The organism is Microbacterium sp. 22179, from assembly GCF_052045715.1.
In the GTDB taxonomy this organism is placed as follows: domain Bacteria; phylum Actinomycetota; class Actinomycetes; order Actinomycetales; family Microbacteriaceae; genus Microbacterium; species Microbacterium galbinum.
On the sequence record NZ_JBQEPJ010000005.1, the window covers coordinates 1 to 24433 of the forward strand.

The following is a 24433-nucleotide window of genomic DNA, read 5'->3' on the forward strand; positions in this document are numbered from 1 at the left end:
ACGTGAGCTGACCGGCGGCGTTGAACTGTGCCGTCAGATGAGAATCCCCCGCCTCGGCGCCCGTGACGTCCCACGACGTGCGGTTACCCGCCTCGTCATACCCGTACAGGTTCGTCTCGCCATCGGATGCTTCCGACTGCGTGAGGCGACCCAGGTTGTCGTAGGTGAAGGTGTGAGAGAGGGTGTCGACTGATTGCGTGGTCGGGTCGGACCCTTCGTCAAGCTCAGGGACCGTCCCGGGCTCAGGGACCGACGGTTCCGCGATCTCGGGACCCGTGATCGTGCGGACGGAGTCCGTCACGCTGCCCGCGGCGTCGTACTCGTACGTGTACTCGAGCGACGCCCCGGCGGGAACCGGAGACTCCACCTCGGGCAGCGTGCGCCGCTCGAGATAGTCCCACGTCTTCACACACGGCTTCTGCCCACCCGCGGTCGGCGCCTGCCGCTCGGCGAGATACGTGCCCACGGCACGGCACTCCACGGCATCCGTCTTCAACGGCTCCGGCTCGGGCTCGGCAGGCACCGGCTCCGGCTCGGGCGTCTCGTGCAGCACCCGCGTGACCTGACCCAGCGGGTCGTACTCGAACGAGCTCGTCACCTGGTTCGGGCGGGTGATGCCCGTCAACCGGCTCTCGGCATCCCACGCATATTCGACGACCCCCTCGGGCGTCGACTGCGTCGCCACATCACCCGCGGCGTCGAACGTGTACGCCGTCTCGGTGCCATCCGGATACGTCAGCGACTCGCGCAGACCCGCCGGCGTGTACGTCGAGGTGAGCGTGTCACCCCGGGTGTCGGTCTGCTCGAGCAGACGACCCACCTCGTCGTAGACCCACCCGGTCGTGCCGGTCGGGTCGTCCATCACGATCGGCTGCTGCTCGCCGCTGTACTCGAACGACACCTCGCCGTCCGACCGCACCAGCGTCTCGACATCACTGCGCACGTCGTACGTGTACGCCGCCACGAGTCCAGCCGGGTTCGACACCCGCTCGACGCGACCGGCGTCGTCGTACGCCGTCTTCGTCTCGATGCCCGTCGGACCGGTCTCGGTCGTCTGACGCCCCGCCGCGTCGTACGCGAAGGTCGTCTCCGCCCCCAGCGGGTTCGTGATCTTCTCGAGGAGACCGGTGGCGGTGTACGCGTACGCGGTCTTCACGTTCACATCGGCGGCGGCATCCGCCCCGGGCTCGTAACCCTCGATGACCCCGACGAGCTGACCCGCCTCGTCGTACGAGAAGGCCGTCGCCTCGCCAACCGGATCGACGGCCTGCGTCTGCCGGCCGGCCTTGTCGTAGGCGTACGTGCTCACGCCGCCCGCGGCATCCGTCGCCGTCACCAGGCGCGATGCCTTGTCGTAGGCGTAGGTCGTGACCCCGCCGAGCGCATCGGTCTGCGACACCAGGCGCCCCGCGGCATCGTAGGCGTAGGTCGTGCGCGCCCCACCGGGCGCGACGATCGCCGTCTGCTGCCCGTTGCGGTCGTACTCGATCGCGGTCGTGCGACCGTCGGCATCGAGGATGCTCGTGATCCGCCCCACGGCGTCGTACGAGAATTCGGTGACCGCACCGGTGGCATCGGTCTCGCGCAGCACCTGGCCGGCGGCATCCACCTCGTAGAGCGTCGGATTGCCGTTGCGGTCGACGACCCCGATGAGGTTGCCGTCGATGTCGTACAGGTACTCGGTCTCGAACCCGGCCGGGTCGGTGACGAGCGTCACCCGATCCATCGGGTCGTACTCGTAGGTCGTGACGCCGCCCGCGGCGTCGGTCTGCGACACCACGCGTCCGGCGGCGTCGTACTCCACCGACGACGCGGCACCCGTGGCGTCGGTGGTCGTGACCGGGCGACCGAGATCGTCGATCGTCGACGTCGTCTCGGCACCGAGAGGATCGACGGATGCCGTCTGCACCCCGGTCTCGTCGTACCGGCGCTCCCACTCCCCGCCGTTCGGGTCGATGACGCCCACCGTGCGGTAGGCCTCGTCGAGCACGAACGCGGTGGTTCCGCCCTCGGCATCCGATGACGCCGTCAGGTTGTCTTCGCCGTCGTAGGCGAACGTCGATGCGCCACCCTCGGGGTCGGTCACCGTGACCAGGCGCGTCAGCGCATCCCACGTGTAGCCGGTGACCGCGCCCATCGGGTCGGTCGCCGCCGTCAGCTGCCCGTTGCCGTCGTAGGCGTAGGTGGTGACCCCGCCCTCGGCATCCGTCGTCGATGCGAGGCGGTCGCCCGCATCCCAGGCGAACGACGAGACGCCGCCGGCCGCATCGGTCACCGAGGTGAGGCGGTTGCTCGCGTCGTAGGCGTACGTCGTGACCCGCCCGATCGCATCGGTCGACGACACCAGGTTGCCCCGGGCGTCGTACGCATAGGTCGTGGCGGCTCCCGACGGCAGGATGCTGCGCGTCAGGTCGCCCGCCGCGTTGTACTCGAACCGCACGCTCGTGCCGTCGGCCTGCTGCACCTCGGTGATCAGGCCCTGCGCGTTGTAGACGTTGGTCTCGGTGCGGTCGCCGTCGAGATCGGTCGCCGTCTCGACGTCGCCGCTATCGGTGTACGTGTAGCTCGTGACGGTACCCGACGGGTCGACCTCTTCGAGCAGGTTGCCGTCGTCGTCGTAGGTGTACTCCCACGTGCGACCGGCCTCGTCGGTGTGCGACGACACGTTGCCGACGTCGTCGAACTCCCATGTCGCCTTCTCACCGGCGGTGTCGACGATGCCCGTGATGCGGGCATTGTCGTCATACTCGAACACGGCCACGCCGCCCTCGTTGTCGGTGTAGGTCGTCTTGCCGTCGGCGTAGGCGAAGGTGCGCACGTTGCTCTCGGCATCCAGCTGACGCACCACGCGGCCCGCCGCGTCGTACTCGTTCACGAGATACGTGACGCCGTTGCCGTCGGTGGCCGTGAGCATCCGGTGCTCGGCGTCGTACGTGAACGACTGCACTGTGCCGTCGGCGCTCGTGATCGACATCAGATCGCCGGCGTCGTTGTAGGCCAGCGACCAGGTGCGTCCATCCGGCAGCGTGAAGCCCGTGATACGCCCGACGCCGTCGCTCTCGACGTGCACGGTCTGCCCGGCGGCGTCGGTGATCGAGGTCAGCGGCGTGAACTGGTGCACGTCGGGGTCGGATGCCCCGTACGTGAGGGTCGTGGCATTGCCTTGGCGGTCGATGTGTCGGGAGAGCTCACCGATGCCCCAGATGTCGGCGGCGTCGAAGACCCAGGTCTCACCCTCGTCACTCGTGAGGTTCAGCTGGCCCGCGCCACCCTCGGTGAGGGTGAGGCCGAGCCCCTCCTCACCCGTGTAGCCACCGGCGCCGTCGCTCGCGAACACGAATGACGCACCGTCGCCGCGCACGACCATGACCGAGTCGTCGTCGAAGCGCTGCGCCCGGGCTCCCAGCCCGAACGTCCAGCCCGCGCCGATCCGCGAGAGCCGGCCGTCCTGCGCGTTGTAAACGAGGTTCGCCGCGATCGACTGCGCGCCGGGGCCCGCCAGGTCGAACAGCGGGAACGACTCGACCAGGTTTCCGGTCGAGAACGACACCGGATCGGCGCCGTAGGTCTGGTAGTTCTGGTAGCCCAGGTGGCGCCAGCGGGCGAGCTCGGCCTGCGACGGCGGCGAAGGCCAGCCGCCCAGCACGGGGTCGGTGCAGTCGAAGCCGATCGACTCGAGGTACCCGCCGAGGCTGCGGAACGTGCCGTCGACGATGCTGCCGAAGCCCTGATCGATGACCGGACGGTCGTAGTTGTGATCGAGGAACAGCGTCTCGACGTGCGCGTACGCCCCCGGCACCCCGCCGAACTGCGCGAACGGGAAGTTCGCGTTCGACGGCTCGATGTTCGACGGACGCCCCGTGTACGTCGGCATGTGCGTGACGAACGAGTCGCGCAGTTGGTTGTCGGCACCCGAGCCGCGCGAGTAGGCCATCGTGCCGCCCTCGGCCTCGTTGCCCCACGCGTACCCGTTCCACGTCGCGAAGCCGAAGCTCACGGTGGCGACGGGGTTGGCGGATGCCGCGACCCCTGCGCGGGTATCACGGGAGACGAACGGGATGCCGGCCGCGTTCGTGACCACGACTCGGGCCTTGCACTGCAGTTCGAGGTAGCTCTTGAGTCCCTGCACGAGGTTCCAGTTGTACGGGAACTCGGTCGCCGGAGCCGGCGTCTGCACGACGCCCTCGTCGTTGTCGGGGTCGAGCACCACCACCGGTCCCGGCGGAACCGGGAACGGGGTGCCGATCACGACGAACTGCGACAGGTGATCGGACTCGCCCTTGACCGTCTGCGTCTCGGCGTCGAAGTACGACGGCAGCTCGGTCCACGGCTCGTCGGGCGTCGATCGCGTGTAGATGCGCAGGGTCGAGGTCTCGACCTCGGCCTCTTCGACGCGCGCCATGTCGACGTCGAACTCGAGCGTGATGCCCGGAATCACGTCCTTGACGACCGGGCCGTGCTCGGGGTCGTCGCTGGGCAGATCGATCAGCTCGGCGGGAAAGCTCGTGACTTTCTCGCCGGCATCGTTCAGCGCGACGATCTCGACCGGATCGCTCACCACCACACCCGAGGTGTCGACCACGGCCGAGCGACGCGCCTGCGCCTCGGACGGCGCCTCGGTGAGGCTGAGCGAGACGGAAGCCTCGAGGTCATGGCCCGAGAACGTCGCCTGCACGCCGAGCGCGTCGGAGGCGATGTCGGTCGGCTCGCCGGGGGCGAGATCGGATGCCGCGGCCGAGGTCTCGATCGGCTTCGAGGTGCCGGTGGAGGTGTGGGCGGTGGCGCTGGTGGTCGTGGAGATGCCGCCTTGGACGGGCGGGGCCGCCGGGGCGGGGGTCTCGGTGGCGGTGCCGGTGGTGTCGTCGGTGTCATCGGTGTCGTCGGTGTCGTCGAGCTCTCCGTCGGCGTTCAGGCCGGCGGCCGCGTAGACCTTCTGCAGCACCTCGGAGCGGGCCTGCTCCATGAGCTCTTGGGGCGTGAACGGTGCGGGCGCCACGGCGCCGACACCGAGAACCAGCGCCGCGATCGCACTGACCGCGACGGACCTCGACCACATCAGCGACCAGCCTCGGTGGAGTCGTCGGTGTCGGGCGTCGTGTCGGGGGTGGTGTCGGGCGTCGGGTCGGTGCCTTCGGCATCCGGGGAGGTGTCGGCTTCTGCGGCGGGCTCGTCGAAGACGTCGAGGTCGGAGTCCGCGTCGGCATCCGTGTCGGTCTCGGTCGGCGCAGCGGCATCCGTACCGGTGTCCGTATCGGTGCCGGCATCCGCGTCATCGCCCGCGTCGATGCCGGCCGCGGCGGCGGCGCTGCGGCGGCGCTGCCAGATCCAGAGTCCGAGGCCGCCACCGATCAGCACGACGGCGAGGATGATGATCCAGAGGGCGATCGTGCCACCCGTGATGGCGAGGTCGTCGACGCGCACGACGCAGGCGGCGAGCTCCGCGGCATCCGAGACGCCGTTGCCGTCGTAGTCCTCCGAGCCGTCCGCGCAGGTGCGCGTGCCGCAGATCACGAACTCGACCCAGTCGCCGATGCGGTCGCCGTCGGCGTCTTCGAGCGAGTTAGAGCAGGTGTCGGTGCCGCAGACGAGGCGCTCGGCGAAGTCGGGGATGCCGTCCTTGTCGCGGTCGGCCGTGGGCGAGGCGCACGTGGTGCTGCCGCACGAGAGCACTTCGGTCCAGTCGGGGATGCCTTCGGCGTCGCGGTCTTCGGTGCCGATCGCGCAGGTCGCGGTGCCGCAGACCTCGCGCTCGACGACGTCGGGGATGCTGTCGCCGTCGGAGTCCTTCTCATCCGCCGAGGCGAACACCATCGGAGCGGCCGCGACGCTCGCGATCACCATGTCGGCGGAGGCGGGTTCGACCGCCTGTGCCACGACCGGTGTCGACATCAACGACACCAGTGCGACTGCTCCGACGATTGCGCGCGCGACAACACGTCGCACCATGTACTTGGGCAAAGTCATCCCCCCGGATGCTCACAGGCGCCTCATATGCGCCGCTCTGGGGATTCACAGTGGCCTATGTCTTCGCGCAATTGCAAGCCGAATTACGCGACACGCCGGGCCCAGAAAAAAGATTCTGTTTTCGCGTCATAAAACGCGGAGTTCCTCGTCTAGGCGATAGCACGAGCACTTTCCCCGCCCGCCCCTTTTGGCATTTTGGTATATCGGGTTCGGGCGTTTATCCGTCACGAATTCCGAATTCGTGCGGGGCGGAATCCGTCGACAGGCTCAGCGCCCCAGTTCAGAAACGGAGCGACCCGGTGGGGCTGGTCCCTGAGCTTGTCGAAGGGTCCCTCACAAGACACTCCTCCCCCGGCACAAGTTCGGAGATCCGATTCGACACACCGCACGAACGGATGCCGCGACCGGCGCGTCGCCCCACAACTCCGAAGTCGTGCGGGGGCGGGGCGCTTCGACAGGCTCAGCGACCCAGTGCACAGGCTCCGCGACCCCGTTCAGAGGCAGAGCCACCCCGCGACGAGGCGCCCCATCGAAGAGGCGTCTTGTCAAAGAGACTGGGTCCCTGAGCTTGTCGAAGAGTCCCCCACAAGACCCCCCGGCACAACTTCGGAGATCCGATTCGACACACCGCACGAACGGATGCCGCCACCGGCGTGTCGCCCCACAACTCCGAAGTCGTGCGGGGGCGGGGCGCTTCGACAGGCTCAGCGACCCAGTTCAGAGGCGGAGCGACCCCGCGAAGAGACTGGATCCCTGAGCCTGTCGAAGGGTCCCCGCGAGACACTCCCCGGGTACGAGAAAACCCCCGCCGCTCTCGCGACGGGGGTTTCAAGTGATGTGCGCCCGAAGGGACTCGAACCCCTAACCTTCTGATCCGTAGTCAGATGCTCTATCCATTGAGCTACGGGCGCCCAGCCCGCTCAGCGGGCCGTGGAATAGCCTACATGAGACTCGACGCGAAAGCGAAACGAGCCCCTCAGGCGGTCTCGGCGGACTCCTTCTCGGCGTCCTTCTCCTTCTTCTTGCGCTTCGCCTTGGCGCGCTGCAGCGACGACAGCGCCTGCAGATCGACGAGCCGCAGCGCCTGCATCCGCGCCTCGCGCATGCGGGAGTAGTCAGGATCCTGATCGGGACGCATGCCCTCGACGCGCAGTCGACGGTCGAGGTTGTGCCGCACGTCGGACCACGCACCCTCGCGCGCCTCTTCGACCATCGCGCCGAGCTGCTCGGGGTCGTCCATCATCTCGCGCAGCTTCGCCGCGACGCCGCTCGACTGCTTCGCCCGTCGCCGCAGGTTGCGCACATCGCGGTCGCGGTAGTCGTGCGTGCCGCGCGGATCGGAGTGCCGACCACGGGCCCGCTTGCGCAGGGCGGTGACGTTCGCGGCCGCCGCCTCGGACTCCTCGGCCATCGCTCGCAACGCCTCACGGGCGTCGGCGATGTACTTCTCGGTGTCGAAGATCCCGTCCTCGGCGATAGTCCCGACGAGGATGTGGTTCTTGATCGCGAGGCGCGCCGCAGCGGTCGCGATCGCGACGCCTTCGGCGATGGCATCCGCTGTTCGTCCCACCGGAACCTCCTCCCTTCGAGCGTACCCGTATCGCCCGCGCGCAGCCTCGGCCAGAATGGGCAAGAGCCCGCTCGGCTCGCCCTCGAGGAGTATGCATGCGGCCACTGACATTGCCCGGAAGCACGACCGTCATCACCGGCGCGGCCAGCGGCATGGGGGCCGAGGTCGCCCGCCAGCTCGCCGCCGCCGGCGCGCACCTCGCCCTCATCGACCACAACGCCGAGGCGCTGCAGGCCCTCTCGACCGAACTCGCCGGTCCGCGCAACCCGAGCGCCCCACCCGTCACCATCCACGTGGTCGACCTTCGCGACGACGACGCGGTGTTCGCGACGGCATCCGACATCACCGCCGCCCATCCTCGGATCACCGCGCTCATCACCTGCGCGGGGTCGTCGATGCTCGGCGACATCGACCAGCTCACGATGGAGGAGATGCGCTGGCTCACCGACGTGAACCTCTGGGGCACGGTGTCGATCACGAAGGCGCTCCTGCCCGCGCTGCGCCGCGCCCCCGCCGCCCACATCACGCACCTCGCGAGCGTCTACGCCCTCGCCGCCCCCGCCGGTCGCATCCCCTACGCGCTGAGCAAGTACGCCGTGCGCGGGTTCTCCGAAGCGCTGCGGCACGAGCTCGAGGGCAGCACGGTGTCGGTCGGCGCGGTGTATCCGGCGGGCGTGCGCACGGGCATCATCCTGCACGGTCGGTACGCCGCCGCGATCCCGCCGGCCATCGCCGATCGGGCCGCCGCCGCACAGGCCGCGATGTACCACACCGAGCCCGCGGATGCCGCAGCGCGCATCGTACGCGCGACCGTCCATCGCCGGGCGCGCACCATGATCGGCCGCGAGGCCCGGCTCATCGACGTACTCACGCGCCTCTCCCCTGCCGGGTACTGGCGCGTCATGCGCGGGCCGCTGCGCGAGGCCATCGACACGACGACGCCGATCGACTGAGCCAGCGACCGGCCGTCAGCCCACCGCGCCGACCCAGATGCCCGACGCCCACGCCTGCTGATCGCCGTTGCACCCGACATCGCCCGGGTACCCGCGCACGACCGCCATGCAGTTCGCCAAGAACTCGGGGTCTCCCCCGAACATCGACTGGTACGAGCCCGAGGCGTTGAGCGCACCCCACACCTGGAATTGGTAGATGTGCGCGAGCTCGTGCGCCATGGCCCACTGCAGGCGCCCGGTGCTCCAGTTCGCGATGTCGGCGCGGTACTTGATGTAGCCGCCGCTGTTCGCGCAGGCCGGGGCCGTGCCGCCCGCGCACGACGACGACTCGTACAGGCCCACGCCCGCCCCGCCCACCTGGTCGAGGGCGGCGCGCACGCGCGCGTACCCGTCGGGTCCGCTCGTGCTCCAGGCCGGCCCGGCAGGACCCGCGGTGACGATCTGCGCCGCCTGCCAGTCGGAGACCTCCTCGCCCACCTTCTCGGTGAGCGCGTGAACGGTGGCGGTGGCCGCGACGACCACCGCGGGATCCGACCGCTCGGCGAGCACCGTCTGCTGCGCATTCAGAGCGGATGCCCGGTGCGCCGCCGTGTCGACCTTGCCGTCCGCGCCCTCCAACGCCGTGGAGAGAGCGGCGATCTCATCGACGAAGGCGGGGCGCACCTCGAGCACCGCGTCGCGGTCGGCGGCATCCTCTTCGGCGCGTTCGACGGCCCCTTCGAGATAGGCGGTGCGCGCGGCAGAGGTGTTCGCCTGCTCGGTCACGGCGATCAGTTCGGCGACCGTCTCGGCGCGCTCCGCCTCGAGAGCGGTGGCTCGATCGACCACGGCGCCGCCCACCAGGATCGCCGCAGCGATCGTCACCGCCATCGCGCGCCGGATCACTGCATGAATCCCGTGGTGTCGGTGAGCTCGGCATCCTGCTCGGCGATCTGCGAGCGCAGGGCCGTGAGCCGTGCGGCCAGGCCGAGGTTGTCGTCACCGATGTCGTCGAGACGCTCGGTGGTCTGCTCGACGCGCTCCTGGAGCTGGGCGACCTCGGCCGCGCGCTGCTGGTCGGCGAGCACGACGATCGTCGCTCCCCCGATCAACAACAGACCCCCGACGACGACGGCTACGCCTCGCATACCGCTCCCCAGAGAACGCGAACACACCCAACAGGCCCAATATAGCGGTGTGCCGGGGCGGTGTGAGGGCGAAGTGCGGCGGACCGGCCGTTCACAACTCCGGAGGTTTCAGCTCGAACTGGCCCGAAGCGGTCGTCCCGCGATGCAAACCCTCGTTCTTCCGGAGTTATGAACGCCGGGCCGCCGCCACGCACGAGCGCAGCCGCCGCCACGCACGAGCGCAGCCGCCGCCCCTCAGACCTCGACGCCGCGCGCCAACCGCCGCTCGGCCGCGAGCCGCCCGCTCGCGAGGTGCTGCGGGATCAGCGTGCGCAGGGCGTCGGAATCACGGGCCTCGATCGCCTCGAGAATGATGCGGTGCTCCTCGGCCATCGCCAGGAGGTCGTCGTGCTGACCGAACAACCACTGCAGCCGCGTGAGGAAGACGCTGATCAGCTCGTTGAGCATGTCGTTGCCGGCGAGGCGCGCGGCGATCTCGTGGAACTCGCCCGCCGCGATCCGCGCACCTTCGGCATCGCCCGCGAGGGCCGCCGCCATCTCACGCTCGTAGGCGAGGCGGATGCGCTCGATGCCGTCCTCGTCGTGGCGCTCGGCGGCGAACACGAAGATCAGGGTCTCGATCGCCTCGCGCACCTCGGCGAAGTCCTGGATGTCCTGGTGCGTGAACTCGCGCACCACGGCCCACGTGCGCGGCCGTGCGACGACGACGCCCTCCGACACGAGAACGCGGATGGCCTCGCGCACCGGCAGCCGCGAGACGTGCAGCTCGGCGGCGATGTCGCGCTCGACGAGTCGCGATCCCGGGGCACGCCGACCCAGCACGATGTCATCGCGCAGTATGCGCGTCACTCGCACCGACTCCAGTTCGGTAGCCCCCGCCCCCGTCATTCCGGCAGTCTTGCACTCGCAGAGCGAAATCGCCAACTTTGGTATCCCAGGGCGAGAATATTCAGCTGAATGAGACGGGGGACGGATGCCGCAGCATCCGTCCCCCATCGTGAAATCGATCTCGGCTCAGGGCAGGCGATTCGCCTTCGCCAGGTTCGCCTCGAGCTCGGCCGCGTTCTGCCGCACGACGTACGCCGGGCGATCGCGCTCGACCCGCCACGACTCGCTGAGGGGTCCGATGTTCACGGTGTCGAATCCGATCTCGTCGTAGAACTTCGTGACGAACGCGACGGCCTCGTCGTCGCCCGCGGTCGCGAGCGCGCGGCGGTTCGGCGTGCCGGCCGGGGTTCCGTCGGACGTGATGTCGGCGGCCATGATGTGGTTGAACGCCTTGGCGATGCGCGAGGTGGGCAGGTGCGCCTGCACGATCTCGGAGGTCGTGGTCTCGCCCTTGTCGAGTGCGTCGATGTGGCCGTCGCGCTCGAAGTAGTAGTTGTTCGTGTCGAGCACGATCTTGCCGGCGAGCGGTTCGACCGGCACGTCACCGATCGCCTTGAGCGGCACCGTCACCACGACGACATCGCCCTCCGCACCTGCTTCGACCGCGGTCGCCGCCTTCGCCTTCGGGCCCAGCTCGTCGATGAGATCCGTGAGGGTCTCGGGTCCGCGCGAGTTCGCGATCACGACGTCGTAGCCGGTGGCGACGGCCGCGCGAGCGACCTGGGCGCCGATGTGTCCTGCACCGATGATTCCGATAGTGGTCATGCAGGTGCCAACGCCCACCGCCCGCCGGTATTCCGAGAAGTCCCCGGATGACGTCGGCGCGCCCTACGCCGAGGGTGACAGCGTCGACTTCTGCAGGGCATCCTCCGCGGCGACCCACGCGAGCATCGCGCACTTCACGCGCGCCACGTACTTCGACACCCCGCCGAGAGCCGCGGCATCGCCGAGGAGTTCCTCGTCGGGCTCGATCTTGCCGCGCGAGCGCATCGCCTCGCGGAAGGCCGCGATGCGCACGTCGAGATCGTCGACCGAGAGCCCTTCGGCGAGCTCGGCGAGGAGCGACGCGGACGCCTGCGAGATCGCGCAGCCGTGCCCCTCCCAGGCGATCGCCTCGATCGATCCGTCAGCCGCGCGGTGCACCTGCACGGTGACCTCGTCGCCGCAGGTCGGGTTGACCTGGTGCGACTGCGCCAGGATCTCGCCCCGCAGGCCGAAGCCGTGCGGCGTGCGCGAGTGGTCGAGGATGAGCTCCTGGTAGAGGTTCTGCAGGTCGCCGGACGTCATGAGCGTGCTCCGAAGAAGTCGATGGCCGCGGCGACGCCGTCGATCACGGCATCCACCTCGGCGTCGGTCGTGTAGAGGTAGGTGCTGGCCCGCGTCGATGAGGTCACGCCCAGACGGCGATGCAGCGGCTGGGCGCAGTGGTGGCCGACGCGCACGGCGATGCCGCGGTCGTCGAGGAACTGGCCGACGTCGTGCGAATGGATGCCGGCGACGTCGAAGCTCGCGAGCCCCACGCGCGGCAGGGCGATGCCCGCGCCGAGCACTCGCACACCATCGATCGCGCCGAGTCCGTCGAGCAGGCGCGCGCCGAGCTGGGCTTCGTGGGCGGCGATCCGCGGCATCCCGATCTCGGTCAGGTAGTCGACCGCTGCGGCGAGCGCGATCGCCTGCGAGACCCGCTGCGTGCCGGCCTCGAAGCGCTGGGGCGGAGCCATGTACTCGGCCTCGGTGGTGGTGACGGTGGTGATCATCGAGCCGCCGGTGAGGAACGGCGGCATGATCTCGAGCAGTTCGCGGCGGCCGTAGAGCGCGCCGACACCGGTGGGTCCGAGCATCTTGTGGCCGGAGAGCACGGCGAAGTCGACGTCGAGGGCGCGCACGTCGAGCGGTAGGTGCGGAGCCGACTGGCAGGCGTCGAGCATCACGAGCGCACCGACTTCGTGGGCGCGGGCGATCACCTGCTCGACGGGGTTGATCACGCCGAGCACGTTCGAGACGTGCGTGACGGCGACGAGCTTCGCGCGGTCGGTGATGTGCTCGGCGAGGGTGTCGAGGCGCAGTGCCCCGTCGTCGTCGAGCGGGATCACGCGCAGGGTCGCACCGGTGCGCGCGGCGAGTTCCTGCCACGGAATGAGGTTGGCGTGGTGCTCCATCTCGGTCGTGACGACCTCGTCGCCCGCCCGCAATCGCAGGGGCTCGGCCGCCGCTCCTCCGCGCCCGATCGAGGCGTTCGAGAGAGAGTAGGCGACGAGGTTCAGCGCCTCGGTGGCGTTCGAGGTCCAGACGATCTCGTCGTCGTCGGCCCCGATGAAGCGCGCGACGGTGGCGCGGGCGTCCTCGAAGAGCTCGGTGGCCTCGGCGGCGAGGGTGTGCGCTCCGCGGTGCACGGCGGAGTTGAACGTGGTCGCGAACTCGCGCTCGACGTCGAGCACCGCGAAGGGCCGCTGCGAGGTCGCGCCCGAGTCGAGATAGGCGAGCGGGTGCCCGTTCACCGTGCTCGCGAGGATCGGGAAGTCCTCGCGCAGCCGACGCACCTCGTCGTCGCTCAGCGGGGTGGCCGGGGCGGTGAGGGACGACGTGCTCATCCTTCTAGCTTCTCACCCCGAGACGGCCTCCGGGCCCTCGGGGGGAGCGACGACGGCCGCCGATTCGGACGGGACCGTGATCTCTCCGTCGACGATGCGCGCCTCGCCCGTCGCCAGGAGCACCTCGTGACCGGGGCCGACCGCGAAGGACGCGGGCTCGGGCGACAGGTTCACCAGCACCGCCAGCGCACCGCGGTCGATCCGGTAGACACGGGCGTCGGGCGCGTTGCCTGCCGAGTCCGCGCTCACCTCGACCGTGACGCGGTTGCGCGACGAATCGGGGTCGGTGAGTTCGGGTCGGGCGCGGCGCAGCGCGATCAGATCGCGGTACAGCGCGTGCAGCCCGGCATGCGAGGGCCGGTCGAGTTCGGCCCAGTCGAGGTGCGAGCGCTCGAAGGTCGCCGGGTCCTGCGGGTCGGGCACCTGATCGGGGTCCCAGCCCATGCGGGCGAACTCGGCGATGCGGCCCTCGGCGGTCGCGCGCCCGAGCTCGGGCTCGGGGTGCGAGGTGAAGAACTGCCAGGGCGTGGAGGCTCCCCACTCCTCTCCCATGAAGAGCATGGGAGTTCCGGGAGCGGTGAGGGTGAGCACGGCCGCGACCGCGAGCCTCCCCGGCGACAGCGTCTGCGAGAGCCGGTCGCCCGCCGCACGGTTGCCGATCTGGTCGTGGTCCTGGGCGAAGGTCACCAGTCGCCAGGCGGGGACCGTGTCGGGGACCGGTCGGCCGTGCGGACGCCCGCGGAACGACGAGAACGTGCCGTCGTGGAAGAACCCTCCGCGGGTGACCTTGGCGACGGCATCCGCCGCGGCGAAGTCCTCGTAGTAGCCCGCCGTCTCACCGGTCAGGGCCACGTGCACGGCGTGGTGCCAGTCGTCGGACCACTGCGCCGTGAGCCCGTAGCCGCCCGCCTCGCGCGGGAGGATGAGCGTGGGGTCGTTGAGGTCCGACTCGGCGATCAGAGTGAGCGGCCGCTGCTGATGCGCCGACAGCGCATCGACCCGCTCGGCCAGCTCCTGCAGGATGTGCACGGGCTGCTCGTCGTGCAGCGCGTGCACCGCGTCGAGGCGGAGCCCGTCGACGTGGAAGTCGCGCAGCCACATCAGCGCGTTCTCGATGATGTACTCGCGCACCGCCGGCTCATCGAGGTCGATCGAGTCGCCCCATGTGTTGCGCTGACCGTCGCGCAGATACGGACCGAACTCGGGCAGGTAGTTGCCGCTCGGACCGAGGTGGTTGTAGACGACGTCCTGAATGACGGCGAGACCGCGGGCGTGCGCGGCATCCACCAACCGCTGGTAAGCGCGCGGGCCGCCGTACTGCTCGTGCACCGCATACCAGAGCACGCCGTCGTAGCCCCAGTTCCAGAGGCCGTTGAAGGCGTTGACCGGCAGCAGCTCGATGTGCGTGACGCCGAGATCCACGAGGTAGTCGAGCCGCTCGATCAGCGCGTCGAGGGTGCCGTCGGGGGTCATCGTGCCGACGTGCAGCTCGTAGATCACGCCGCCCGCGAGGGAGCGGCCGGTCCACGCGGCATCCGTCCAGGCGAAGGTCGACGCGTCGAATGCCGCCGACGGGCCGTGCACGCCGTCGGGCTGACGACGCGAGCGCGGGTCGGGGCGGGCTTCGTCGGCGTCATCGATCACGAAGCCGTAGCGGTCGCCCTCGGCGAGCGCCACGTCGGCGCGCCACCAGCCGTCGGATGCCGAGGCCAGCTCGGTGTCGTGAGCGGATGCCGCGGCATCCGTCCAGCGGCGCAGCCGCAGTCGCTGCGCCCACGGCGCCCAGACCTCGATCATCGTGCCTCCATCAGCAGGGCGACGGGATAGGTGTCGAGCAGCTCGGCCAGGCGCACGGGGCCCGGGTTGATGCGGCGGCCGGTGAGCACATCGGTGGCCGCGCTGTCCGGGCGCATCAGGAGCGTGTCGCCCCAGCCGCCACGGGCCGCGAGCCCTACGGGCAATCGGGTCGCGACGACGGTGACGCGGCCGCGGTCGACCGCGACGGCATGGGCGGATGCGTCGCCCACGACCTCGGCCGGACGGTAGCGGGTGAACAGCTCGGAGTGGTCGCGGCGCAACCGGAGGGCGCGCGAGGTGACCAGCATCTTGGCGAGACCCGTGCCGTCGACCGCCGGGAGGAGCCCGTGCGCCACGTCGGTGTCGAGCGCGCCGAGCAGCTGCGCGTGCGCGGCGAAGTCGACCGGGCGCCGGTTGTCGGGGTCGACGAGCGACAGATCCCACAGCTCGCTGCCCTGATAGACGTCGGGCACGCCGGGACCGGTGAGCTGGAGCAGCTTGGCCGACAGCGAGTTCGACCGACCGAAGCCGGTGATCTCGGCGACGAACCCCTCGAGCGTCTCGCGGGCGGCTCCGTTCGCGGCATCCGCGATGGCGATCACGCCCCGCTCGAAGTCCTCGTCGGGGTGCTGCCAGGTCGTCGACTCGGCCGCCTCGCGCGCGGCCTTGAGGCCGTAGTCGCGCAGACGTTCGGAGGTGATCGGCCAGGCGCCGACCGCCGCCTGCCACAGCAGCGAGTCGAGGGGACCGTGACCGGTCGAGGCGATCGCGCGCAGATCGGCGAGCACATCGGCCCAGCGCTGCGGCATCTCGGCGAGGACCGACAGCCGCGCCCGCACGTCTTCCGAGCGCTTGGTGTCGTGCGTCGAGAGCGTCGTCATCGAGTGCGGCCAGGCGGCGAGGCGGTCCTGCTGAGCCGCGTGGAACTCGACCGGGGTCAGCGCCGCGATCGACGGGTCGCCGCCGACCTCGGTCAGGGTACCGAGGCGGGTGTAGCGGTAGAACGCCGTGTCTTCCACGCCCTTCGCCATCACCGCGCCGCTCAGCTGCGGGAAGCGGTCGGCGATCTCGAGCGCCGTGTCGGCGAGGAGCGGGGCGAGTTCGGCGATCGGCCCCGCGAGATCCGGTCGGCGCCGGGATGCCTCGGCCAACGCCCGGTCCAGGTGCTCGCGCCCCGCGGGCAGATACGGGCGATACAGCGGGAAGCACGCCACGATCTCGGTGAGCGCGTCATCCGCGTCGACGATGCCGAACGGCAGGCTGCGCACGAGGCGTCGCACCTCGGACTGCAGGATCGTCTCGGCGATCATCCGCTTCGTCGTGTGCGTCAGCTCGTGCCACGACTCCGCCTCGGGCAGGCCGGTGTCGGCGCGCAGGCGGGAATCGAGGGCATCGAGCGCCGCGACACCGGCCGGGTCGATGAGCACGCGGTCGATCTCACCCAGGGCGTCGTACCCCGTGGTGCCGTCGGTGCGCCACCAGTCGGGCAGCGCCTCTCCCGGCTCGAGGATCTTCTCGACGAGCACGTACGCCCCGCCCGTCGCATCCGCCAGGTTCTCGAGGTAGCCACCCGGATCCGACAGGCCGTCGGGGTGGTCGACCCGGAGCCCGTCGGCGAGGCCATCGGTGATCCACCGGACGATCTCGCGGTGCGACGCCGCGAAGACATCGGGGAGCTCGACACGGATGCCGGCGAGCTCGGGCACCGCGAAGAACCGCCGGTAGTTGAGTTCGGTGTTCTGGTCCTCCCAGAACCGCAGCTCGTAGTGCTGCGCGGCGAGCAGGGCCGGCAGATCGTCGGCGAGCGCGGCCGTGCCGGGGGCCAACGGCAGAACGTGCTCGAAGTAGGAGAGGGTGCCGTCCGGAGCATCCGTCTGCGGAGTCGTATCGACCACGAGGTCGCCCGACGCCACGACGTCGGCGGGTGCCGCGCCGAGGATCGGGAGGCGCACCCGGTCGTCGGCGCGTCGCCAGTCGATGTCGAACGCGACCGCGTGCGACGACGACCGCCCGAGGCGCAGCACGTCCCACCACCACGGGTTCGCACGCGGAACGCCGATCCCCATGTGGTTCGGGACCGTGTCGATCAGGATGCCGAGGCCCGCTCCGTGCGCCGCGGCCGCGAAGCGCTCGAGTCCTTCCGCTCCCCCGCGGCTCGGGTCGACCCGCGAGTGATCGACGACGTCGTAGCCGTGGTCGGAACCCGGAGTCGCGGCGAGCAACGGCGAGAGATACGCCCAGTCCGCGCCGAGCGCGGCGAGGTACGGCGCGACGCGCGCCGCCTCGTCGAGCGTGAGGCGCGAGGTGATCTGCAGGCGGTACGTCGAGAGGGGGCGACGGGTCACGGGTTCTCCTCGTCCGGTGCCTCGGTCGGAGCGTCATCGGCCTCGGCGGCGGATGCGGCCGCAGCAGCCTCGACCGCAGCCGCCTCAACCGCCTCGACGTGCTCGGTCTGCGCGCGCAGAGATGCCTCGACGGAGTCGTCGGTGTCGATCTCCGCCTCGGGGCGCTCGCGCAGCACGAGCAGCGACTGGGCCTCGAGGATGAGGTCGTCGCGCGGACGCAGGGTCGCGCCCTCGATCGACTGACCCGCCGTGTCGACGACGATCTCCCAGCCCTTCGCGAGCCGGGCCGGCGGCAGAACGGCGTCGACCGCGGCATCCCCGCTGTTGAAGTAGACGAGGAAGTTCACGTCGGTGACGGGGCGCCCGCGCACGTCCTTCTCGCGGATGCCGTAGCCGTTGAGGAACATGCCGACCGAGAGTCCGAATCCGGAGTCCCAGTCCTCGGGCTTCATCGGGCGTCCGTCCGGCCGCAGCCAGACGACGTCGGGCACGCGCGCGCCGTCTTCGTCGCGCACGGGGCGCCCGTCGAAGAAGCGGCTGCGTCGGAACGTCGGATGCTCGTGCCGCAGTCGGGCGACGGATGCGGTGAACTCGATCAGGGGCCGGTCGGCGGCCTCCCAATCGACCCAGGTGATCTCGTTGTCCTGCGCGTAGCCGTTGTTGTTCCCGCCCTGCGTGCGGCCCAACTCGTCGCCGTGCGCGATCATCGGGACGCCCTGCGAGAGCAGCAGCGTCGCCAGGAAGTTGCGCTGCTGCCGCGCCCGGCGGCGGTTGACGTCGGCGTCGTCGGTCGGCCCCTCCACCCCGTTGTTGTCGGAGCGGTTGTGGGATTCGCCGTCGTTGTTGTCTTCGCCGTTGGCCTCGTTGTGCTTCTCGTTGTACGAGACGAGATCGCGCAGGGTGAAGCCGTCGTGCGCGGTGACGAAGTTGATCGAGGCCACGGGGCGACGGCCGGAGTGCTCGTAGAGGTCGGCCGAGCCGGTCAGGCGCGACGCGAACTCGCCGAGCGCCTGCGGCTCTCCGCGCCAGAAGTCGCGGACCGTGTCGCGGTACTTGCCGTTCCACTCGGTCCACTGGGGCGGGAAGTTGCCCACCTGGTAGCCGCCGGGGCCGACGTCCCACGGCTCGGCGATCAGCTTCACCTGCGAGACGATCGGATCCTGCTGCACGAGCTCGAAGAACGCCGCCAGCCGGTCGACGTCGTAGAACTCGCGAGCAAGGGTCGAGGCGAGATCGAAGCGGAACCCGTCGACGTGCATCTCGGTCACCCAGTAGCGCAGCGAGTCCATGATCAGCTGCAGCGCGTGCGGACTGCCGGCGTTGAGGCTGTTGCCCGTGCCGGTGTAGTCGGTGTAGTACCGCTTGTCCTCCTCCAACCGGTAGTACGCCCGGTTGTCGATCCCGCGCATCGAGAGCATCGGTCCCAGATGATTGCCCTCGGCGGTGTGGTTGTAGACGACGTCGAGGATGACCTCGATGCCCGCGGCGTGGAGGGCGCGGACCATCGCCTTGAACTCCTGAACCTGCTGACCCTGCTGGCCGTTCGAGGCGTAGTCGTTGTGCGGCGCGAAGAATGCGAGCGTGTTGTAACCCCAGTAGTTGGTGAGGCCCTTGTCCTGGAGCACCGAGTCGTGCACGAACTGGTGCACCGGCATGAGCTCGATCGCCGTCACCCCGAGGCGCACGAGGTGGTCGATGATGGCGGGATGCGCGATGCCCGCGTAGGTGCCGCGCAGGTCGTCGGGTACGTCGGGATGCTGAACGGTGAGGCCCTTCACGTGCGCCTCGTAGATCACGGTCTGCGCGTAGGGCGTCTTGAGAAGCCGGTCGCCCGCCCAGTCGAAGAACGGGTTGATGACCACGCCCTTCGCCATCGACGCGGCGGAGTCCTCGTCGTTACGGGAGTCGGGGTCGCCGAAGTCGTAGCCGAAGAGCGACTGCCCCCAGTCGATGTCACCCGCGACGGCCTTGGCGTAGGGATCGAGCAGCAGCTTGTTCGGGTTGAACCGCTGACCCTCGGTGGGGTCGTAGGGGCCGTGCACGCGGTAGCCGTAGAGCTGCCCCGGCTGCACCGCCGGCAGGTAGCCGTGCCAGACGAACGCATCGACCTCGGTCAGCTCCACACGCTGCTCGGTGCCGTCGGCGTCGAACAGGCACAACTCGACCTTCTCGGCGCATTCGCTGAAGAGGGCGAAGTTGGTTCCCTGTCCGTCATAGGTGGCCCCCAGGGGGTAGGGCGTTCCCGGCCAGATCTCGAGGCTCATGCCGTGATCTTAGGCGCACGCGGTGACGCGGCTGTTTCGGCGACGATCTCCACGGCGCGGTGGAAGTCGTGGACCTGGGCGATCTCGCTCGCCTGGGCGTAGGGGTGGCCGACGTAGCAGACGAACACGGGCGGAACGACCTCGACGAAGCCGACGGGGCCGTCGTGCAGCACGACGTAGCGGTCGGGGTCGACGCGCTCGTACGAGACCTCGCTCGGAGCGTCTGCGGTGGCCGGGATATCGGCGGCGGGCGAGTGGACGAGTCCGTGCTCGTCACCGCCGCATGCGGAGCCGGGGGATGTGCGGGTCTGTGCAGTCATGCGGGCTCCTGTGATTCTGTTTGTGGTGTCGACGATAGGCGCGCGCGGGGAATCGGAGAATGCCATTGCCAGAGCGGTGGGCCAGCGGATAACATCGGCAGTTCTCTTCATCGCGCCCGGCGTCACAGATCGCCGCGCTGTCCGGTCAGAGCGGGTGGAGCGACCGCGCTCCCCGTGGAGAAGAGGAGACCATGCCCGACGAACTGTCGCCCGCCGACGGCCTGAACGATGCGCTCGAGTTCGGCTCGTCTCGGTTCCGCTCTGTGGGGCGATGGCGGCGGCGCGTGGCGGACGGATGCTCGGTGGGCGCCGTCACCGGAAGATGAGGAAGCCGAGTGCGGCGAAAGCGAGCGAAAGCGCAAGTGCCATGCGGCCGAGTCAGGCGGCGCGAGCGTCGCGGCGGGCCGCGAGCAGGATCACCAGCATCGCCAGGATTCCCCCGATCCACCAGGTCTTGATGAGAACCGTGAGCACGACGAGCGCGACGAAACCGGTTACCGGGATGATCAGCATCAGGACGACGCTTGCCAGCGCGATGAGTGGGGTGAACCAGACGATCCTCGCGAGGAGGAGCGGGCCGTCTTCGACCCACGCGGCGACGAGATGCGACCGCGGCGGCGGTGCAGCACAGATGAACGGCTCGTTCGTCGGGTGGCGTTCGCGCATCATGGAGTTGCAGTCGGAGTCGGAGTGGCGAAGCCGAACTTCGGCTCAGCCGACGGATGCTCCGGCTGCGACCAGTCCCGCCCGTTCAGCCCAGCCGGGAACATGAGGTCGACGAGCTCTTCCTCGTTTCCCGGCTCGCAGGTACTCGTGACGTCGATGTCGATCCAGTCCCGTGACTTTCCAGTCGCAACGGTGATGACGACTAGTTCGATGTGCGCAGAAGGCTTGCGCGCTTCCAGAACGAGGTCTTGCACGTCGCCGGAGAATGTACGCACTCCGATTCCGGACCATCCGTGCTCACCGAACCACTCAGAAAGGGCATCGATCGTCTGGTCGGGTGAACCGTCGGGCAAGCGCCAGCCATCGTTGTGGGGCGTCGAGCGCCCGAACGCGAATCGGTAGCCGTCGCTGCCGCACTTGCTCGGAATGTCTCCGTATTTCTGCACGTCCCATTCACCGTCCAGGATCCTCAGTTGCAGTAACGAGATCTCTTTCTTGACTGAGGAGTTGACACTTCGCGCTTGGTCGTACAGAGCTATACCCGATGGCGCACATCCCGCCATGGACAGCACCGCGAGCGACAGTCCAACCAAGGCGATGATCGCCCGGCCGCGGAAGCCGCGCCGACTTGGCACCTCCGTCCGCTTGGCGGACACGACAAGAATCCGATCTGTCATGCGCATCGAAACAGTGTGCTCGTGATCCGGGAACACCATCGGAAGTTGTCCACAGCCCGATCCAAACCACTCATGACCACCCCCACGGATGCTCGAGCATGTAGAGGAGCAGGACGGGACCGAGCGCCGCGATGGCGAGCGCTCCCGTCGCGCCGAAGATCTTGGTCGCGAGCGATCCGAATCGAGTACGGAAGTGCACGTTCTTGTAGATGAACGCCGCGAGCACGATCGACACCCCGTACTGCACGTACTGCCAGATCGGGACGAAGTTCAGGTACGCCGACCACGCCGTCCAGAGTGGGAATGCCATCCACAGGCACAGCGCCGCGAGCATGGAGCCCCATGCCGCCGACCGTGCTCTTTCTCGTTGCGCCGAGTTCGGAACGTAGGGATGCTCGGGCGCTGCGGTGCGTTCGAGGTCGTCGCTCATGCGCCCGGGAACTGTGAGTAGATCATGCCCAGCACCAGCGATTCGAGCATTCCGAGCGCCCCATAGAGCGCCGCCTGCCGGTTGCCCCACAGCGCGAAGAACAGAACCAACAGTGACGCCACACCGAACACCCACCAGACCATCGCGAGATAGCCGAAGATGGCGAGCCCGATGATGCCGTAGATCGGCACCGCCAGGATGATGAACGACAAACCAGTGACGATCAGTGGCGTGAACACCACGATCGCGCCGAAGGTCTCGGCTCTGTCGCGCTTTTTCGGCGCTGTCGGCGGTGCACCCCCGTTGTCCTCGATCATGATTCGGGCGAAGCGGTTGGGGCCGGAGTTGCCATGCCGAACTTGGGAGTCTCCGTAGGATGCTCCCGCTCAACGACGTCGTAGTCGAATAGATTATCCGGAAACATGAGCTCTCTGAGTTCCCAACGGTCTCCTGCTTCGCACGTACTCGTGGCGCGTATCGTGACAATGTCGTTCTCCACGCCACTGGAGATCGTGATGAGTAAGTCATCGATGTAACTCGATCTCTTCTCCGCCTCAACGGTGACGGATGAGACTCCAGCGGCGTAAGTCCGTCCGACGATTCCCGTCCACCCACGGCCCTCGAGCCAATCCATCAGCTCGTCCGCCATGTCCGGGGCTGTCGGTGCCGACATCCGCCAGTCGCTCTCGAGCGGCGTTCCACGCTGAACGTAGAAGTTATATCCGTTTGCCCCGCATCCATTAGGTATGTCGCCGTACTCCCCTACCGTCCACTCGCCATCGAAGATGTGGAGTTGCAATTCGGACAGCTCCTGCTTCATCGTGAGATTGGTTTCGCGAGCGTGCTCGTACAGAGTCACGCCCGTCTGCGCACAACTAGTCATCGTGAGAATTGCTCCTGTCGAAAAAAGCGTGAGTGCTGCGAGAAGACGACGTTGGCACCGCGATCCGCTTTTCACTGGCGCGCCTCGACGCGCTCGGCGAAATCGGCCACAGCTTGCATCATGGCTTCTGAGCGGGGATCCAGGTACCCGACGCTTTCCTCGGGGATGAATCCCAGATGCCAGTACGGCGCCCGGTGAATGCGATAGATGATCTCGGTCGAAGGGCCCGCATTGTGCCCCTGTGTCGCGGCTCCTGTCACCTCTCGCCCGTCTGCGTTGAGGTAATTCTCGACGGCTCCCCCGTGCGACCCGATCTCGGTGACTCCCTCCACTGTCTTTGGGTCGACAGGATGGGTCGAGAGATCCGTGCGTCCCATCCACGCGATCGGATCAAGACCAGAAGACGCGGCGGAGACCGAGACTGTTTCGTCGGCGATCTGGGCCGCTAGTGCCTTTGCCGCGCCCTCGGTAATACCCGCCGAGCCGAAGAGCGTGAGGTGATCGAAAACCCCGGGGTTATGGATCTGATTGGTCGTGACCATAGTCGTTCCGAGAGAGTGCGCCCACCCCTCCTGCCATGCATCCGGGTTGACGAAGCGCATCCCTGCGACGAGAGCCGCCTCCCGATCCGCCCCCAAGACGGGCTCCTTCATTCCCTGCACGGTGTACCACGCACCGGAATCCCACTCCATGAACAGGACAACCGCTGTCGATGGGTCCATCCCGCGAAGCCGAAGTTGCTCATTACTCATGGCCGCGAGATCCGTGGCGATTCGCCCCCATTCATTCATCGCTCCGAAGTCGGTCTCGATGCCATGAGTCACCGTGATGACGTGATCTGCAGAATCGAGATCTCCGACGAAGAGCGAACCGCGAACCTCGCCTTGCCCGTCCAGGAATAGGGAGAGAACGTGAGATCCCTTCGCTGTCTCATCGAGGAGAAGGTTGAGCTTCGCGCGCTGATCTTCTGTGAGAGTCGACTCCCCGAGCAGTCGCTCGAGTTCTCGTGCGCCGAACTCCGCTCTGACCGAGGCAGGGATGCCGTTGAGGTTTCCGATCGTTGCGGGGGCGCGATTCCACAACGCGGAGAGCGGTCCAGTCACCCAAATGCCCGATGCATCCTGGGTCGAGCGTGACCTAAGTCGGTCGTAGAGTGCTTGCGCCTGTGCGGGCGGGATGAACCCGACTGTCGCGAAGAAGTCTGGATGAGTCGCGAGCCAGTCTTCGAGGTCCTGGTCGGTCGCGGTCGCGAACCACTCGATTCGTTGCGCTGTTGCCCGTGCCACTGCAAGGCCGAAGTAGTCGTCGAGCGACACGACTCGAGGCGCTTCTCCCGGGCCGGGCGCTGCCGCTGGCGGATAGAGCCCCCAGGCCGTCTGCGACGTGGTCACTCGACTGCCATCGCGACGGGTGACCTCATCGCCGCCGGAGATGTTTCGGATCTTGTCGGCGAGGTCTTGCTCCGCCTGCGCCATCTCGCGGTGGAAGAGGTCGACCTCCAGGGCGAGCCGCGCGGCCTCCTGGTCGAGCAGATCGAGATTCACCTTTGCGGTGGCATAGGCGTCCGTTTCGGGGTGGTTGCGCCCGGTGATGATCGGATCGTTCTCCGGATCAGCCACATATGCCGCGATCTCCTGATCGAGGATCAGCGAATGCGACCGGTGGCGATCATTCAAGTTCTGAATGGTGCCCTGGAGCTCTGCACGCGTCTGCTCCAACTTCGCGAACGTTTCACCTGCGGCGTTGACCAGCACCGACTTCACCTGCGACATCGCTTCGGCGAACTCTTTTGCGGAGGCCAGGGGCTCGTCGAGGGCATTCGTCGGACTGCCGTCAGGGATGATGGTCAGCGCGCCCTCGATCATTGACCACATGGCGGTCACAGCTTCCATGTTCTCGGCGACCGAGACGCCAAGAGAATCGGAGTCTGTTCCGAGCGTGGACATGGCCGCAGAGGA

Annotated in this window: 20 protein-coding genes, 1 tRNA gene and 1 pseudogene; 2 read left to right on the top strand and 20 right to left on the bottom strand. The window is 68.4% G+C overall.

Annotated elements, in window-relative coordinates; translation table 11 throughout:
- The 4 genes from ACTJKK_RS11840 to ACTJKK_RS11855 all read right to left on the bottom strand — a co-directional run.
- Positions 1-5056: DUF6531 domain-containing protein (locus ACTJKK_RS11840; RefSeq protein ID WP_440748140.1), on the bottom strand; the 5056-nt coding region annotated here is incomplete at its 3' end.
- Complete coding sequence (locus ACTJKK_RS11845; protein WP_440748141.1) at positions 5056-5964, bottom strand: hypothetical protein; 909 nt, start codon at positions 5962-5964, stop codon at positions 5056-5058. The genes ACTJKK_RS11845 and ACTJKK_RS11840, both read right to left, overlap by 1 nt.
- An 838-nt stretch (positions 5965-6802) precedes the next feature.
- Positions 6803-6875 (bottom strand) — tRNA-Arg (locus ACTJKK_RS11850).
- A 65-nt stretch (positions 6876-6940) separates the two neighbouring features.
- The gene (locus ACTJKK_RS11855; RefSeq protein ID WP_247623389.1) at positions 6941-7534 is read right to left on the bottom strand and encodes an asparagine synthase; all 594 of its coding nucleotides are present in this window, start codon (positions 7532-7534) and stop codon (positions 6941-6943) included.
- A 95-nt stretch (positions 7535-7629) separates the two neighbouring features.
- Between ACTJKK_RS11855 and ACTJKK_RS11860 the strand changes: the two genes are divergently transcribed.
- Entirely contained in the window at positions 7630-8487 is an 858-nt protein-coding gene (locus ACTJKK_RS11860) for an SDR family NAD(P)-dependent oxidoreductase (RefSeq protein WP_336640969.1), read from the top strand.
- A gap of 15 nt (positions 8488-8502) precedes the next feature.
- On the opposite strand, the gene ACTJKK_RS11865 is transcribed toward ACTJKK_RS11860, so the two are convergent.
- From ACTJKK_RS11865 to ACTJKK_RS11910, 10 genes and pseudogenes are all read right to left on the bottom strand, one after another.
- Positions 8503-9357 (bottom strand): hypothetical protein, encoded by an 855-nt coding sequence (locus ACTJKK_RS11865; protein ID WP_440748142.1) that lies wholly within the window; start codon positions 9355-9357, stop codon positions 8503-8505.
- An 11-nt stretch (positions 9358-9368) separates the two neighbouring features.
- Positions 9369-9614, bottom strand: a complete 246-nt coding sequence (locus ACTJKK_RS11870) for a hypothetical protein (protein WP_440748143.1) — start codon at positions 9612-9614, stop codon at positions 9369-9371.
- A gap of 234 nt (positions 9615-9848) precedes the next feature.
- Positions 9849-10463: a GntR family transcriptional regulator gene (locus ACTJKK_RS11875; protein WP_404597663.1), complete on the bottom strand. Its 615-nt coding sequence runs from the start codon at positions 10461-10463 to the stop codon at positions 9849-9851.
- 165 nt (positions 10464-10628) lie between these two features.
- Positions 10629-11291 (bottom strand): annotated as a pseudogene (locus tag ACTJKK_RS11880) (NADPH-dependent F420 reductase); the annotation flags it as partial.
- 39 nt (positions 11292-11330) lie between these two features.
- A complete protein-coding gene (gene sufU, locus ACTJKK_RS11885; protein ID WP_247623395.1) occupies positions 11331-11789 on the bottom strand; it encodes a Fe-S cluster assembly sulfur transfer protein SufU in 459 nt (152 codons plus the stop codon).
- Positions 11786-13093: a cysteine desulfurase gene (locus ACTJKK_RS11890; protein ID WP_440748144.1), complete on the bottom strand. Its 1308-nt coding sequence runs from the start codon at positions 13091-13093 to the stop codon at positions 11786-11788. Before ACTJKK_RS11890 ends, sufU begins: the two co-directional genes overlap by 4 nt.
- 12 nt (positions 13094-13105) lie before the next feature.
- On the bottom strand, positions 13106-14890 hold the full coding sequence (treZ, locus tag ACTJKK_RS11895; protein ID WP_440748145.1) for a malto-oligosyltrehalose trehalohydrolase: 1785 nt from the start codon (positions 14888-14890) through the stop codon (positions 13106-13108).
- A complete protein-coding gene (gene treY, locus ACTJKK_RS11900) occupies positions 14887-17235 on the bottom strand; it encodes a malto-oligosyltrehalose synthase (protein ID WP_440748146.1) in 2349 nt (782 codons plus the stop codon). Before treY ends, treZ begins: the two co-directional genes overlap by 4 nt.
- Positions 17232-19499 carry a glycogen debranching protein GlgX gene (glgX, locus tag ACTJKK_RS11905; protein WP_440748147.1) on the bottom strand — a complete coding sequence of 756 codons (2268 nt, stop codon included), beginning with the start codon at positions 19497-19499 and terminating at the stop codon, positions 17232-17234. Before glgX ends, treY begins: the two co-directional genes overlap by 4 nt.
- On the bottom strand, positions 19496-19819 hold the full coding sequence (locus ACTJKK_RS11910) for a hypothetical protein (RefSeq protein ID WP_247632887.1): 324 nt from the start codon (positions 19817-19819) through the stop codon (positions 19496-19498). The genes glgX and ACTJKK_RS11910 overlap by 4 nt, the downstream gene beginning before the upstream one ends.
- A gap of 191 nt (positions 19820-20010) precedes the next feature.
- Between ACTJKK_RS11910 and ACTJKK_RS11915 the strand changes: the two genes are divergently transcribed.
- A complete protein-coding gene (locus tag ACTJKK_RS11915; protein ID WP_440748148.1) occupies positions 20011-20145 on the top strand; it encodes a hypothetical protein in 135 nt (44 codons plus the stop codon).
- Positions 20146-20197: 52 nt separating this feature from the next.
- On the opposite strand, the gene ACTJKK_RS11920 is transcribed toward ACTJKK_RS11915, so the two are convergent.
- From ACTJKK_RS11920 to ACTJKK_RS11945, 6 genes are all read right to left on the bottom strand, one after another.
- On the bottom strand, positions 20198-20488 hold the full coding sequence (locus ACTJKK_RS11920) for a hypothetical protein (protein WP_440748149.1): 291 nt from the start codon (positions 20486-20488) through the stop codon (positions 20198-20200).
- Positions 20485-21168, bottom strand: a complete 684-nt coding sequence (locus ACTJKK_RS11925; RefSeq protein WP_440748150.1) for a hypothetical protein — start codon at positions 21166-21168, stop codon at positions 20485-20487. Before ACTJKK_RS11925 ends, ACTJKK_RS11920 begins: the two co-directional genes overlap by 4 nt.
- A 64-nt stretch (positions 21169-21232) precedes the next feature.
- Positions 21233-21592 carry a hypothetical protein gene (locus ACTJKK_RS11930; RefSeq protein WP_440748151.1) on the bottom strand — a complete coding sequence of 120 codons (360 nt, stop codon included), beginning with the start codon at positions 21590-21592 and terminating at the stop codon, positions 21233-21235.
- Positions 21589-21909, bottom strand: a complete 321-nt coding sequence (locus ACTJKK_RS11935; protein ID WP_440748152.1) for a hypothetical protein — start codon at positions 21907-21909, stop codon at positions 21589-21591. Before ACTJKK_RS11935 ends, ACTJKK_RS11930 begins: the two co-directional genes overlap by 4 nt.
- The gene (locus ACTJKK_RS11940) at positions 21906-22412 is read right to left on the bottom strand and encodes a hypothetical protein (protein ID WP_247623405.1); all 507 of its coding nucleotides are present in this window, start codon (positions 22410-22412) and stop codon (positions 21906-21908) included. Before ACTJKK_RS11940 ends, ACTJKK_RS11935 begins: the two co-directional genes overlap by 4 nt.
- A 134-nt stretch (positions 22413-22546) precedes the next feature.
- On the bottom strand, positions 22547-24421 hold the full coding sequence (locus ACTJKK_RS11945; RefSeq protein WP_440748153.1) for an alpha/beta hydrolase: 1875 nt from the start codon (positions 24419-24421) through the stop codon (positions 22547-22549).
- Between the last annotated feature and the right edge of the window lie 12 nt (positions 24422-24433).

Coding starts and splice junctions, on each gene's coding strand:
- ACTJKK_RS11935 (WP_440748152.1), bottom strand. CDS start 21,909: ATGATCGAGGACAACGGGGGTGCACCGCCGACAGCGCCGAAAAAGCGC.
- ACTJKK_RS11940 (WP_247623405.1), bottom strand. CDS start 22,412: ATGAAGCAGGAGCTGTCCGAATTGCAACTCCACATCTTCGATGGCGAG.
- ACTJKK_RS11925 (WP_440748150.1), bottom strand. CDS start 21,168: ATGCGCATGACAGATCGGATTCTTGTCGTGTCCGCCAAGCGGACGGAG.
- sufU (WP_247623395.1), bottom strand. CDS start 11,789: ATGACGTCCGGCGACCTGCAGAACCTCTACCAGGAGCTCATCCTCGAC.
- ACTJKK_RS11910 (WP_247632887.1), bottom strand. CDS start 19,819: ATGACTGCACAGACCCGCACATCCCCCGGCTCCGCATGCGGCGGTGAC.
- glgX (WP_440748147.1), bottom strand. CDS start 19,499: ATGAGCCTCGAGATCTGGCCGGGAACGCCCTACCCCCTGGGGGCCACC.
- ACTJKK_RS11845 (WP_440748141.1), bottom strand. CDS start 5,964: ATGACTTTGCCCAAGTACATGGTGCGACGTGTTGTCGCGCGCGCAATC.
- ACTJKK_RS11930 (WP_440748151.1), bottom strand. CDS start 21,592: ATGAGCGACGACCTCGAACGCACCGCAGCGCCCGAGCATCCCTACGTT.
- ACTJKK_RS11860 (WP_336640969.1), top strand. CDS start 7,630: ATGCGGCCACTGACATTGCCCGGAAGCACGACCGTCATCACCGGCGCG.
- ACTJKK_RS11870 (WP_440748143.1), bottom strand. CDS start 9,614: ATGCGAGGCGTAGCCGTCGTCGTCGGGGGTCTGTTGTTGATCGGGGGA.
- ACTJKK_RS11920 (WP_440748149.1), bottom strand. CDS start 20,488: ATGATGCGCGAACGCCACCCGACGAACGAGCCGTTCATCTGTGCTGCA.
- ACTJKK_RS11945 (WP_440748153.1), bottom strand. CDS start 24,421: ATGTCCACGCTCGGAACAGACTCCGATTCTCTTGGCGTCTCGGTCGCC.
- ACTJKK_RS11865 (WP_440748142.1), bottom strand. CDS start 9,357: ATGGCGGTGACGATCGCTGCGGCGATCCTGGTGGGCGGCGCCGTGGTC.
- ACTJKK_RS11915 (WP_440748148.1), top strand. CDS start 20,011: ATGCCCGACGAACTGTCGCCCGCCGACGGCCTGAACGATGCGCTCGAG.
- ACTJKK_RS11890 (WP_440748144.1), bottom strand. CDS start 13,093: ATGAGCACGTCGTCCCTCACCGCCCCGGCCACCCCGCTGAGCGACGAC.
- treZ (WP_440748145.1), bottom strand. CDS start 14,890: ATGATCGAGGTCTGGGCGCCGTGGGCGCAGCGACTGCGGCTGCGCCGC.